Annotated in this window: 14 protein-coding genes; 9 read left to right on the top strand and 5 right to left on the bottom strand. The window is 60.7% G+C overall.

Annotated features, from left to right (window positions below):
* Window positions 1–103 precede the first annotated feature (103 nt).
* From proV to proX, 3 genes are all read left to right on the top strand, one after another.
* Entirely contained in the window at window positions 104–1,369 is a 1,266-nt protein-coding gene (gene proV, locus Q390_RS17975) for a glycine betaine/L-proline ABC transporter ATP-binding protein ProV (protein ID WP_051603128.1), read from the top strand.
* A gap of 15 nt (window positions 1,370–1,384) precedes the next feature.
* Window positions 1,385–2,608, top strand: coding sequence for a glycine betaine/L-proline ABC transporter permease ProW (gene proW, locus Q390_RS17970; protein WP_084153827.1), 1,224 nt, complete (start codon window positions 1,385–1,387; stop codon window positions 2,606–2,608).
* A 133-nt stretch (window positions 2,609–2,741) separates the two neighbouring features.
* Window positions 2,742–3,764, top strand: a complete 1,023-nt coding sequence (proX, locus tag Q390_RS0108055) for a glycine betaine/L-proline ABC transporter substrate-binding protein ProX (protein ID WP_084153826.1) — start codon at window positions 2,742–2,744, stop codon at window positions 3,762–3,764.
* Window positions 3,765–3,890: 126 nt separating this feature from the next.
* Here the strand turns inward: proX and Q390_RS0108050 are convergent, their stop codons facing one another.
* The 4 genes from Q390_RS0108050 to Q390_RS0108035 form a co-directional block, all read right to left on the bottom strand.
* Window positions 3,891–4,898 carry an NAD(P)H-dependent glycerol-3-phosphate dehydrogenase gene (locus tag Q390_RS0108050; RefSeq protein WP_027995598.1) on the bottom strand — a complete coding sequence of 336 codons (1,008 nt, stop codon included), beginning with the start codon at window positions 4,896–4,898 and terminating at the stop codon, window positions 3,891–3,893.
* Window positions 4,899–4,947: 49 nt separating this feature from the next.
* A complete protein-coding gene (gene secB / locus Q390_RS0108045) occupies window positions 4,948–5,418 on the bottom strand; it encodes a protein-export chaperone SecB (protein ID WP_027995597.1) in 471 nt (156 codons plus the stop codon).
* A 117-nt stretch (window positions 5,419–5,535) separates the two neighbouring features.
* A complete protein-coding gene (grxC, locus tag Q390_RS0108040) occupies window positions 5,536–5,796 on the bottom strand; it encodes a glutaredoxin 3 (protein ID WP_027995596.1) in 261 nt (86 codons plus the stop codon).
* 47 nt (window positions 5,797–5,843) lie between these two features.
* On the bottom strand, window positions 5,844–6,251 hold the full coding sequence (locus Q390_RS0108035) for a rhodanese-like domain-containing protein (RefSeq protein ID WP_027995595.1): 408 nt from the start codon (window positions 6,249–6,251) through the stop codon (window positions 5,844–5,846).
* Between the two features lie 71 nt (window positions 6,252–6,322).
* On the opposite strand from Q390_RS0108035, the gene gpmA reads away from it, so the two are divergent.
* The 4 genes from gpmA to Q390_RS0108015 all read left to right on the top strand — a co-directional run bounded on the left by gpmA (window position 6,323) and on the right by Q390_RS0108015 (window position 9,988).
* Window positions 6,323–7,066: a 2,3-diphosphoglycerate-dependent phosphoglycerate mutase gene (gene gpmA / locus Q390_RS0108030; protein WP_027995594.1), complete on the top strand. Its 744-nt coding sequence runs from the start codon at window positions 6,323–6,325 to the stop codon at window positions 7,064–7,066.
* Between the two features lie 132 nt (window positions 7,067–7,198).
* Complete coding sequence (locus tag Q390_RS0108025; protein WP_027995593.1) at window positions 7,199–8,641, top strand: S41 family peptidase; 1,443 nt, start codon at window positions 7,199–7,201, stop codon at window positions 8,639–8,641.
* A gap of 86 nt (window positions 8,642–8,727) precedes the next feature.
* Window positions 8,728–9,474, top strand: a complete 747-nt coding sequence (locus Q390_RS0108020) for a HesA/MoeB/ThiF family protein (RefSeq protein ID WP_027995592.1) — start codon at window positions 8,728–8,730, stop codon at window positions 9,472–9,474.
* A 112-nt stretch (window positions 9,475–9,586) separates the two neighbouring features.
* Entirely contained in the window at window positions 9,587–9,988 is a 402-nt protein-coding gene (locus Q390_RS0108015) for a response regulator (RefSeq protein WP_027995591.1), read from the top strand.
* Between the two features lie 14 nt (window positions 9,989–10,002).
* Here the strand turns inward: Q390_RS0108015 and Q390_RS0108010 are convergent, their stop codons facing one another.
* Window positions 10,003–10,635 carry a response regulator gene (locus Q390_RS0108010; RefSeq protein ID WP_027995590.1) on the bottom strand — a complete coding sequence of 211 codons (633 nt, stop codon included), beginning with the start codon at window positions 10,633–10,635 and terminating at the stop codon, window positions 10,003–10,005.
* Window positions 10,636–10,754: 119 nt separating this feature from the next.
* Here Q390_RS0108010 and Q390_RS0108005 point away from each other — a divergent pair, with 119 nt between their 5' ends.
* Window positions 10,755–12,092, top strand: coding sequence for a sensor histidine kinase (locus tag Q390_RS0108005; RefSeq protein ID WP_027995589.1), 1,338 nt, complete (start codon window positions 10,755–10,757; stop codon window positions 12,090–12,092).
* 192 nt (window positions 12,093–12,284) lie between these two features.
* Window positions 12,285–12,449, top strand: a complete 165-nt coding sequence (locus Q390_RS19435; protein WP_027995588.1) for a DUF1328 domain-containing protein — start codon at window positions 12,285–12,287, stop codon at window positions 12,447–12,449.
* The last annotated feature ends 27 nt before the right edge of the window (window positions 12,450–12,476 follow it).

Below are 12,476 nucleotides of genomic sequence, written 5' to 3'. Positions count from 1 at the left end.
TGTCCACCTTTTATCGTCCCGCGTGCAGCCGCACCACCGGGCGTGGCCGCTGCATCGGTTTTTCTGAGGCAACGCTATTCCCCCACCCAGGAGATTTGCCCCCGTGGCCAAACAAATCATTATTGAAAATGTGTTCAAGGTGTTCGGCGACGCGCCGCAAACTGCCCTGGAACTGGTGCGCCAAGGCATTAGCAAACAAGACATCCTGGCGCGCACCGGCCAGTCGATTGGCGTATTCGACGCCAGTTTCACCATCGCCCCCGGCGAGATTTTTGTCGTCATGGGGCTGTCGGGCTCGGGCAAATCGACACTGGTACGGATGCTCAACCGCCTGATCGAGCCCACCGCCGGGCGCATCTTGGTCGATGACGTGGACATCAACCAACTGTCGGATGCACAAATGCGCGTGCTGCGGCGCCAGGACATCAGCATGGTGTTCCAGTCGTTTGCACTGATGCCGCACATGACAGTGCTGGACAACACCGCCTTCGGTCTGGAGTTGGCCGGCGTGGGTCGCGCCGAGCGCCAGCAATGCGCCGCCCAAGCGCTGGCCCAGGTGGGCCTCGAAGGCTGGGGCGCCCGCTACCCCGATGAACTATCGGGCGGGATGCAGCAGCGCGTCGGTTTGGCGCGGGCGCTGGCGTCGGACCCGTCGATTTTGCTGATGGACGAAGCGTTTTCAGCGCTCGATCCGATCATCCGCACCGAGATGCAAAGCGAGCTGATGCGCCTGCAGCAGGTCAAACGGCGCACCATCGTTTTCATCTCGCACGACCTGGACGAGGCCATGCGCATTGGCGACCACATCGCCATCATGAAAGACGGTCAAGTGGTGCAGGTGGGCACGCCCGACGAGATTTTGCGCAACCCGGCCAACGACTATGTGCGCAGCTTTGTGCGCGGCGTCGATGCCGCCGCTGTATTCAAGGCTGGCGACATTGTGCGCAAGCCACTGACCATCGTCTCCGAACACACCGACCGCGGCAGCCGCGCCGCACTGCGGCTGATCGAAGAGGACGATCGCGATTTTGCCTACATCGTCAGCCCGAACAAATGCTACTTGGGCACCGTCTCGGCCGACTCGCTGCGCAGCGCGCTCCATGGCCACCAAGGGCCGCTGGGTCTGCAACACGCATTTATCAACGGCCTGGAACCAATTGCCTTTGACGCCCCCGTGGCCGGTCTGTTTGGCCAAGTGGCCCAGGCGCCTTGTGCGGTGCCGGTGGTGCAGGCCGATGGCCAGCTGAGTGGCGTGATCAGCAAGACCACGCTGCTGAAATTTCTTGACCGCGACACGCCGCACATCGACCCGGCAGCCCAGCAACCCAGCGGCACCGCCGCACCATACACCAGCGCCCCGGCGCACTGACCCAAAAATTTGACTATGAACGAACCCCTCCCTGGCGCCGATCTGGCACTGAGCGGCACTAGCGCCGCTCCTTTGCCTTTCCCTACTGACGCCAATCCTTTGGCCAGCCAGTTTGAAACAGCTGCCGAGCCGCCATCCAGCACCGCCAGCCATAGCGACCCCTGGGCCGCCCTGACGCCCTCGGACGACGGCCCGGCTGCTGATGCCGACTGGCTGAGCACACCCACCGACAGCCTCGATGGTGCAGCAGCCGCCCTCAGTACGCCCCACAGCAACGGCTTTGAGCTGCACCAGTTGTGGGACGGCTCGCTGCCGATGGAGTCGTGGATCAACCATGGCTTGGAATGGGTGGTAGCCCATTTCCGCCCCTTTTTCCAGACCGTGCGCGGGCCCATCGACAGCACCTTGCGCGGTGTTGAAAGCCTGCTGCTGAGCACGCCATCGTGGGCGATGATCGCCCTCATGGGACTGCTGGCTTGGCAATTTGCCGGGCGCGCCATCGCACTGGGCACCGTGGTGTCGCTGCTGCTGGTGACGGTGCTGGGCGTCTGGCCCGAGGCCATGGTCACGCTATCGCTGGTGCTGACCTCACTGGCGTTCTGTCTGCTGATCGGGCTGCCGCTGGGGATTGTGCTGGCATCGAGCGACCGGGCGCAAAACTTCATGCGTCCCTTCCTGGACGCCATGCAGACCACGCCAGCCTTTGTCTATTTGGTGCCGGTGGTGATGCTGTTTGGCATTGGCAACGTGCCCGGCGTCATCGTCACCATTGTGTTTGCCCTGCCGCCGCTGGTGCGCCTGACCAACCTGGGTATTCGCCAAGTGCGCCCCGATCTGATCGAGGCCGGGCGCGCCTACGGCGCCTCGCCGCTACAAATGCTGCGCAAGGTGCAATTGCCGCTGGCCATGCCGTCGATCATGGCCGGCGTCAACCAGTCACTGATGCTGTCGCTGTCGATGGTGGTGATCGCTTCGATGATCGCCGTCGGTGGCCTGGGCCAGATGGTGCTACGCGGCATTGGCCGTCTGGACATGGGTCTGGCTACCGTTGGCGGCCTGGGCATTGTGCTGCTGGCCATCACGCTCGACCGCATCACTCAGTCGCTCGGCCAGCCACGCCGGGGCGTGCGCCACTGGTGGCACACCGGCCCGGCGGGCTTTTTGCTGCGACTGCTGCGCTCTAGGGCAGATGTTGGGTTGGGTACAACCCAATCCACCAATATGGCCCATCAAAAATGATAGCTAGTAGCGCATGTATTTAAAGGGCTATAGGCCAAAAATAGCACAAATCATCCGTCACCCGCAGGTTGGGTTGTACTCAACCCAACTGGCGTGCAGATTTATTGATTTACCCACTCAGGAGACATCAACGATGAAGAAAACTTTCACCTTCACCCACATGACACGCACTCTTTTGGCCACCAGCCTGCTGGCCTTGGGCCTGTCCAGCCCGGCTGCGGCCGCTGACCTCCCCGGCAAAGGCATCACCGTGCAGCCCATCAAAGGCTCGGTCGCCGAAGAATTGTTCCAGACACTGCTGATCTCGCGTGCCATGGAAAAGCTCGGCTACAGCGTCAAGCCACCGCAAGAAATTGAATACGCCACAGGCCACCTGGCGATTGCCAACGGCGATGCCACCTACTTGTCCAGCCACTGGGATCCGCTGCACGCCGCCTTCTTCACCAACGCCGGGGGCGACGCCAAAATGTGGCGCAACAGCACCTACATCCGCAACGCGCTACAGGGCTATCTGATCGACAAAAAGACGGCGGACCAATACAAGATCACCACTCTGTCCCAAATGGCCGATCCCAAAATTGCCGCACTGTTCGACACCAATGGGGATGGCAAGGCCGACCTGACCGGCTGCAACCCCGGCTGGGGCTGCGAGCTGGCGATTGAATACCACCTCGACACCTACCAGCTGCGCAACCGCATCACGCACAACCAGGGCAGCTACTCCGCGCTGATGGCCGACACCCTGGCGCGCTACAAGCAGGGCCAGCCGATCTTTTATTACACCTGGACGCCCTACTGGCTCAGCAGCGTGCTGCGCCCAGGCAAGGACGTGGTCTTTTTGCAAGTGCCGTTTTCGGCACAAAAGGGCGATCCCTCCAAGACCAGCACACAAATGCCCGATGGCCGTGACTATGGCTTTGTCCCCAATGTGCAGCGCATCGTCGCCAACAAGGCGTTTACCGAAAAAAACCCGGCCGCAACCAAACTGTTTGAAGTGATGCAGCTGCCGGTGGGCGACATCAATGCCCAAAATCTGCGCATGAACAACGGCGAGAACAAGCCAAAAGATATCGAGCGCCATGTGAACGGCTGGATCAAGGCGCACCAACAGACCTTTGACCGCTGGATCGCCCAAGCCATGGCGGCTGCGAAATAATAGCTAAATAGGCTTCTAGCCCTTATCTATAAAGCGCTTGCAGCTACTATTAACATAGTAAACAGCCACTGTACACACTTATCGTGTGCCAGTGGCTTTTTTGTGAATGGCGTGGCCGGCAGCGGCTCAATCGGCCTCGCCCTTGGGACCTCGGTCCATCAGCACGGCTAGGGCCTCCAGCGGTTGCAGCTGGCCATCGAGCAGCCCCACCACGGCTTCGCTGATGGGCACGTCCACCCCCAGATGGCGCGCGCGCTGCACCACGGTGCGCGCGCAGTACACGCCCTCCGCCACATGGCCCAGCGAGGCCACGGCTTGCTCCAGCGTCTGACCCTGCGCCAGCAGCAGACCGACGCGGCGATTGCGTGACAGATCGCCGGTCGCCGTCAACACCAGATCACCAACGCCCGACAGACCCATAAAAGTCTCGGTGCGCGCGCCCAGCGCCAGGCCCAGGCGGGTCATTTCCGCCAAGCCGCGCGTGATCAGCGCGGCGCGGGCGTTCAGTCCCAATTGCAGGCCATCGCACAGGCCGGTGGCAATCGCCAGCACGTTCTTGATGGCGCCCCCGGCTTCGACGCCGACGATGTCGTCGTTGGCGTAGATGCGCAGGCTGGAACTGTGAAAGGCTTGCACCAGAGCGCTGCGCACGTGGGCGTGGGCACTGGCGGCGACCAGCGCGGTCGGCTGGGCCCGCGCCACTTCCAGCGCAAAGCTGGGGCCACTGAGCACGCCAGCCGCCAAGTCCGGCGCGGCTTGCGCGCAAACCTCGTGCGCCATCAAACCGACGGCATCCGGCCCCTGCGTGGTCTCAAAACCTTTGCACAGCCAAGCCAGCGGTACGCGGCAGTGGCGCAACTGCGCCAGCACGGTACGCAGCGCCGCCATCGGTGTGGCGACGATGACCAGATCGGCCGTGGCAACCAGCGCCGCCATATCGCCGCCAACCAGCGCCAATGCCGGCGGCAGGACGACCCCAGGCAGGTAGCGCGCATTGCTGCGCGTCGCCTGCAAGGTGTCCAGTTGCTGCGCATCGCGCGCCCACAGCGTGACCGCGTGGCCGGCCGGATGGGCGGCCGCGCTGACGGCCATCGCCGTGCCAAAGGCACCGGCACCAATCACTATTATTTTCATAGCTATCAGCGCTTACCCCATGTGCCTTAGAGACCTAAAAGACCTGGGTTTACTGCGGCAGCGTGGAGGCAGGTGCAGCGTTGGCGGCTTGCGCTTGCTGCTCTTCGTACATCGCCTGGAAGTTGAGTTCGGCCAAGTGCACGGGCGGGAAGCCAGCGCGATTGACCAAGTCAGCCACGTTGCCGCGCAGGTAGGGGTAAACGATTTGCGGGCAGGCAATGCCCATGACGGGGCCCATCTGGTCTTCCGGGATATTGCGGATCTCGAAGATGCCGGCCTGCTTGGCTTCGACCAGAAACACGGTCTTGTCCTTGATCTTGGTGTGCACGGTGGCCGTGACGGCGACTTCAAAAATACCGTCGGCCACCGGTGTGGCTTCCACGCTGAGCTGGATGTCCACATTGGGCTGCTCTTGCTCCAGCAGGATGCCGGGCGAGTTGGGCTGCTCCAGCGACAGGTCTTTGAGGTAGACGCGCTGGATCTGGAACACGGGGTTTGCGGAGTTTTCTTGGTCGGCCATGGTGAGGGTCTTTCAACGCGAAGCGCAGTTTCTGCAAAACAAAACCCGCTGAAGGGGGTGATCCGGCAGCGGGCACATGGGGCTGCATTATGCAGCGCGCATTTCAGGCGTCAGGCGTCAGGCGGCATCCAGCAGCGGCTGCAGGGCACCGCTCTTGTCCAGCGCCACCAGATCGTCATAGCCGCCCACATGGGTGCTGCCGATAAAAATCTGCGGCACCGTGCGCCGCTGGGTGATTTCCATCATGGCGATGCGCGCAGCAGGGTCGGTATCAATGCGAATTTCTTCCATCTGCAGAACGCCCTTGGCCTGCAAAAATTGCTTGGCGCGGGTGCAGTAAGGGCAATAGCCCGTGGTGTACATCTTTACGGCTGGCATGGGACTCCTTGGAGTAGAAAAAAAAGACAGGGAATCGGTGACAAATTTCAGGCTTTTTCCACCGGCATGCCGGCATCCGCCCAGGCCTTGAGGCCACCGTTGAGCGCCTGGGCGTTGGCATAACCCAATTTTTGGGCCACAGCAGTGGCGCGCTGTGCCCGCGCGCCGCTGGCACAGACGATCACCAACGGCAAGGCCTTGTTCTTGACCACGGCCGGTAGGCGCGCTTCCAGCTCGTCGAGCGGGACATTCTTGGCGCCCACCACATGGCCGGCGGCGTATTCGGCCGCGCCGCAGACGTCAATCACCACGGCTTTTTCGCGGTTGATCAGTTGCACCGCCATGGCCGCAGACAGACCGCCCATAGCCCCGGGCTTGAGCATGGGCACCAGCAGCATGGCACCCGCAACCAGGGCCAGAAGTATCAAATACCAGTTATCGACAATGAATTTCACGTTATTCCTTGGGTTGGCAAACAGAGCAATTTTAGAATGGCAAGATTTGCTCTGCTTTTTCTGGTGAAACCATGCACAAACTTGTTCTGATCCGCCACGGCGAATCCACCTGGAACCTTGAAAACCGTTTCACGGGCTGGACCGATGTCGATTTGACCCCCACCGGCGTATCGCAAGCCATGTCGGCCGGCAAGCTGCTCAAGGCCGAAGGCTACGAGTTTGACGTCGCCTACACCAGCGTGCTCAAGCGCGCCATCGATACCCTGTGGTTTTGCCTGAATGAGATGGAGCGCACCTGGCTGCCCGTGCACAAGAGCTGGCGCCTGAACGAGCGCCATTACGGCGGACTACAAGGCTTGAACAAGGGCGAGACGGCACAAAAATACGGCGACGAGCAGGTACTGGTGTGGCGCCGCAGCTATGACACGCCACCACCGCTGCTGCAGGCCGATGATCCGCGCAGCGAACGCAGCGACCCGCGTTATGCCGGCCTGGCGCCCGAGAGCGTGCCGCTGACCGAGTGCCTGAAAGACACCGTGGCGCGCGTGATGCCGTTCTGGAACGACACCATGGCACCGGCGATTCGCAGCGGCCAGCGCGTGGTGGTGGCGGCGCACGGCAACTCGATCCGTGCGCTGGTCAAATACCTGGACAATATTTCTGACGAAGACATCGTTGGCGTGAACATTCCCAACGGGATTCCACTGGTGTATGAACTGGACGACGATCTGAAACCGCTGCGCCATTACTATCTGGGTGATGCAGCGGCCGCAGCAGCAGCGGCGGCCGCGGTGGCTTCTCAGGGCAAAGCCTGAAACTGCAGTAAAGCTGCGGTAAAGCGGTCTTCCAATTCGCCGCACTGGCACATAACTAAGTACCCCCGCGGAACTGCGGCGGGCAGCACCCTTCCAAGGTGCCTATTGAATGAATCGGTAAAGGTATTTTGTATGGGCCAAAAATTGAAGATCGCAGGCTGGGTATCCGTCGGTGTATTAGCTGGGGCCATGACCACGGTGTCCCTGCAAACCATGGCACGCGGCGCCATGGCGCCTTTGCCGCTGGAAGAAATTCAGCAACTCTCGGCGGTGTTCGGGCTGGTGAAGACCGATTACGTCGAGCCGGTGGACGACAAGAAACTCATCACCGATGCCATCACCGGCATGGTGGCGAGCCTGGATCCGCACTCACAGTATTTCGACAAAAAATCATTTGCCGAATTCCGGGAAGGCACGACCGGCCGCTTTGTCGGCGTGGGCATCGAGATCACGCAGGAAGACGGCCTGATCAAAGTGGTTTCGCCGATTGAAGGCTCACCCGCCTTCCGGGCTGGCCTGAAAACCAACGATCTGATCACCAAGATCGACGACACCGCCGTCAAAGGCCTGTCGCTCAGCGATGCGGTCAAGAAAATGCGCGGTGAACCCGCTACCAAGGTCACGCTGACCATTTTGCGCAAGGACGAGAGCCGCACCTTCCCGGTGACCATTACGCGCGAAGAGATCAAGACCCAGTCGGTCAAGGGCAAGCTCATCGAGCCGGGCTACGGCTGGATTCGCCTGTCGCAGTTCCAGGAACGCACGGTGGACGACTTTGTGCGCAAGGCCGAAGAACTGTACAAGGCCGACCCGCGCCTCAAGGGTCTGGTACTGGACCTGCGCAACGATCCGGGCGGTCTGCTCGACGCTGCTGTCGCCGTGTCGGCTGCCTTCCTGCCCGAAAACGTCACCGTGGTGACCACCAACGGCCAACTGGCCGAAAGCAAGGCAGCCTACAAGGCGGCGCCCGAGTTTTATGCCCGACGCGGTGCCGGCGACCCGCTCAAGCGCCTGCCCGCCGCCCTCAAAACCGTGCCACTGGTGGTGCTGGTGAACGAAGGCTCGGCCTCGGCCAGCGAAATCGTCGCTGGCGCACTGCAAGACCACAAGCGCGCCACCATCATGGGCAGCCAGACCTTTGGCAAGGGCTCGGTGCAGACGGTGCGCCCGCTGGGACCAGACACCGGCATCAAGCTGACCACGGCGCGCTACTACACCCCCAGCGGCAAGTCGATCCAGGCCAAGGGCATCGTGCCCGACGTAATGGTCGATGAAACCTTGGAGGGCAGCCCGTTTGCCGCCCTGCGGATGCGCGAGGCCGATCTGGAGAAGCACCTGGGCAGCGGCCAAGGGGCAGAGGTCAAGGACGAAGTCCGCGAAAAGGCCCGCGAAGACGCACGCAAGCGCCTGGAAGAAGAATCGAAAAAACCGCTGGCGGAACGCAAACTGCCCGAGTTCGGCACGGACAAGGACTTCCAGTTGGCGCAGGCCATCAACCAGCTCAAGGGCGCCACGGTGCTGGCCAGCAAGACGCAGACCGAGCGCAAGGAAGAAAAGAAAGACGACGCACAGTAAGCCACGCGGTGTCTGCAGGGCGCCAGCGCCTTCATCCCAGGGGCCGGACTCGCAGGAGCCCGGCCCTTTTCCATTTTTTATTCCCCATGAACGACCAACAGCTCTTGCGCTACTCGCGCCACATCCTGCTCGACGAGATCGGCATTGAAGGGCAGGAACGCATTCTGGCAGCGCACGCGCTGATCATTGGCGCCGGTGGCCTGGGCTCACCCGCGGCGCTGTACTTGGGTTCTGCCGGCATCGGCCACATCACGCTGGTCGATGATGACGCCGTCGATCTGACCAATCTACAGCGCCAGATTGCCCACACCAGCGCGCGCGTCGGTCAGCCCAAGGTGACTTCGGCAGCCGAAGCGGTGCTCGCCATCAACCCGGACGCGGCTATCACCTGCATCCAGGCGCGTGCCGATGCGACTTTGCTGGATGGCCTGGTCGCCACGGCCACCGTGGTGCTGGACTGCACCGACAACTACGCCACGCGCCACGCCATCAATGCCGCCTGCGTGCGCCATGCCAAACCGCTGGTGGTGGGTGCAGCAATTCGCTTTGACGGACAGATCACCGTAGTGGACCCGCGCCAGGCAAATGCACCGTGCTATGCCTGCATTTTTGCCCCGAACGCCGAATTTGAAGAAGTGCAGTGCTCCACCATGGGGGTGTTTGCGCCGCTGGTGGGCATCGTCGGCGCCATGCAGGCGGCAGAAGCCCTCAAACTGGTATCGGGTGCAGGCCCGTCGCTGGCCGGGCGTTTGCTGATGCTGGATGCGCGCAACATGGAGTGGAGCGCGCTGCAGGTGCGGCGTGATACAAATTGTGCCGTCTGTGCAGCGTAGGAACTGACTGACGCTGAGCTCATGCACTGACTGGCAAAATTTAGACACAATTACACTTACATTGAATGTCAAGTCGGCGCTCCCTTGTGCCCGCCATGCAATGGACTCCAGAGTGAAACTCAAAACCTATATCGTTGAAGACAACGCGACCATTCGAGAGAATCTGATTGCCACTCTCGAAGAATTGGCCAGCGTTGAATCCGTCGGCATAGCCGAAACCGAAGACGACGGCAAATCCTGGCTCACGACCAACAATACCCAATGGGACTTGGCCATCGTGGATCTGTTTTTGCGCCAAGGCAGTGGCCTGGGGGTGCTGGCCGCTTGCCGTGCCCGCCACCCGCACCAGCGCATGGTGGTATTGAGCAATTACGCCACCCCCGATGTACGGATGCGCTGCGCGCAACTGGGGGTAGACGCCGTGTTTGACAAATCCAATGAAATCGAGGCCTTGGTGGATTACTGCATTGACCGCAGCAATGCTGCAGTCGATGTCCCTCCTGAAGCGGCCTGAGCGTTAGCGGCCACTTAATCAATCAAACTGTTTTTCAGTGCGTAATAGGTCAGGTCGCTATTAGACGATAGCGCCATTTTTTCCATCAGCCGCGTCCGATAGGTACTGACGGTCTTGACGCTCAGAGACAATGTTTTGGCGATGTCACCGGCGGTTTCGCCTTTGGCGAGCTTCAGAAAAACCTGGAATTCACGCTCGGACAGTTGCTCATGCGGCAATGCGTTGTCTTTGCGGTTGAGTTGCTGCGCCAGCAGTTCGGCTACTACCGGTGTGATGTAACGCCGGCCCAGGGAAATGGTGCGAATGGCCTCAACGATCTCTTTGGGCTCGCACTCCTTGTTCAGATAGCCGCTGGCACCCTGGCGGATCAGGTTCATGGCGTAATGCTCTTCCGGGTAGCCACTCAAGATCAAAATACCCATATCGGGCGCCTTGGCACGCAACATGGCCAAGGCATCCAGCCCGCTTTGTCCGGGCATCGAAAGATCCATGATCAACACGTCAATCTCAGTGTTGCGCACCAAGTCAATCGCTTCGCGCCCGTTCGATGCTTCGCCCGCCACGCGCAAGTCCACATGTTCCGCGAGAAACTGCCGCAGGCCGGAACGAACGATGGCGTGGTCATCCACAATGCCGATTTTTATCATTGAATCTACTTTCAAAAGACAGGTCTGACGCCCTTTTTGGGCAACTACCCCGCTGTGGGGTGTACGCGACTTAGTGTGCATTATCACGAAACCACCATATCCCACGACAAGGAAAAATCATGCGCTGGTCTCAGTTCAAAGAAATCACACTCAGCCTGCCATTGGCGGTGTTGACGGCCATCTTGCTGATCGGTATCAACGAAGCCAGCTACCAGCGCTCCAGCGCTGCCATGACTGGCATGGCCCATGTGCAAAGCACCCACGCACTGCTGAGCAAATTGTTGCAAACCATGCTGGACGCCGAGTCCAGCCATCGCGGCTATCTGCTCACCGGCGAACAGCCCTATCTGGTGCCCTATGACCGATCCATCGCCACCATCAGTGCCCAACTGGATCAATTGCGCGACGCCCTCATCAACGATCCCGTCCAGCTGTCGCAGTTTTCGGAACTCGCGCGCCAAGTCGCGCGCAAGCTCTCAGAAATGGATCTGAGCTTGCAATTTCGCCGCCAAGGCAACGAAGATGCTTGGAAGTTTGTCCTGTCCACCGATGTCGGCAAAAAAAATATGGATGCGATCCGCGCCCTGGCGGGTAGCTTGCTGCAAGCACAAGAGAAACAAACCTTGGAAAGCCAAATCCAGGTCAACCGCTCCTTATGGCTGGCACGGGCCGGCATCGCCGCCGGCACCGCCCTGGGGCTGCTGGGGTTTTATATGTTCCTGCGCCAGGCCACGGCGCTGCGGCGCGCTGCCGAGCGTGAACAGGATGTACTGGAGGCCGAGCGGGCACGACTTGAAGAGCTGGTGCGCGAGCGCACCCTGTCGTTGTCCGAGCTGGCCAACCACCTGCAAGCGGTGCGTGAAGACGAGCGTGGCCACCTGGCACGCGAACTGCACGATGAATTGGGTGCTTTGCTGACGGCGGCCAAACTCGACGTGGCACGGCTGAAATCAAAAATAGATGTCAATACTCCCGACATCGCCGAGCGTCTGAGCCACCTGGTCGAAATGCTCAACAGTGGCATCGCGCTCAAACGACGCATTGTCGAGAATCTGCGTCCCTCGTCGCTGGCGCACCTGGGGCTGACGGCAGCGCTGGAGATACTGGCACGTGAATACGCCGACACCGCCGGCATTCAGGTAGAAACCGACTTTGAAACCGTCACCTTGCCCGAGGCCACCGAACTCACCGTGTACCGCATGGTGCAGGAGTCGCTGACCAACATTGGCAAATATGCCGATGCACAAAAAATCACCATCACAGTGCACAACTACCCCTCCCATGTCGCCGTGCAGATTCGCGACGATGGCAAGGGATTTGACGTGGCAGGCATCGCCCGCAGCTCCCACGGCCTAGTGGGAATGCGCCAGCGCGTGGAGGCAGCCGGAGGCCGCCTGACGGTGGCATCGCAACGTGGCCAGGGCACATTGGTGTCGGCGATTCTGCCCCTGGCGTGAAAGCGATCCCCGCTGTAAGCGGGCTTTGTGCGGTATCTCCTACAGGGCAGCAGCCGCAGCACTGACAGTCGCAAGCGCCTGACACCGGCGCACTCATCACGGCCTGGCATCTACAGTGGATCCCAAGCGCACCATGTAAAAAAGGTCGCTCGCCACTACCGATCCGATACCGGATCAGCCAAGGAGATTTTTATGTTGCATTACGCAGTTGTTTTTCTGGTGATTGCATTGATAGCTGCCGTGTTTGGCTTCGGCGGCATTGCTGCAGGCGCCGTGGGTATTGCCAAGGTGCTGTTTTTCGTCTTCGTGGTGATGGCCATAGTGACCTTCGTCATCGGCCTCATCAAGCGCGGATAAGCCCAGCTTGCTTTCCTCTCCCCTCTT

Source organism: Simplicispira psychrophila DSM 11588 (assembly GCF_000688255.1).
GTDB lineage: Bacteria > Pseudomonadota > Gammaproteobacteria > Burkholderiales > Burkholderiaceae_C > Simplicispira > Simplicispira psychrophila.
This window is presented reverse-complemented; position numbering and strand designations above follow the sequence as displayed.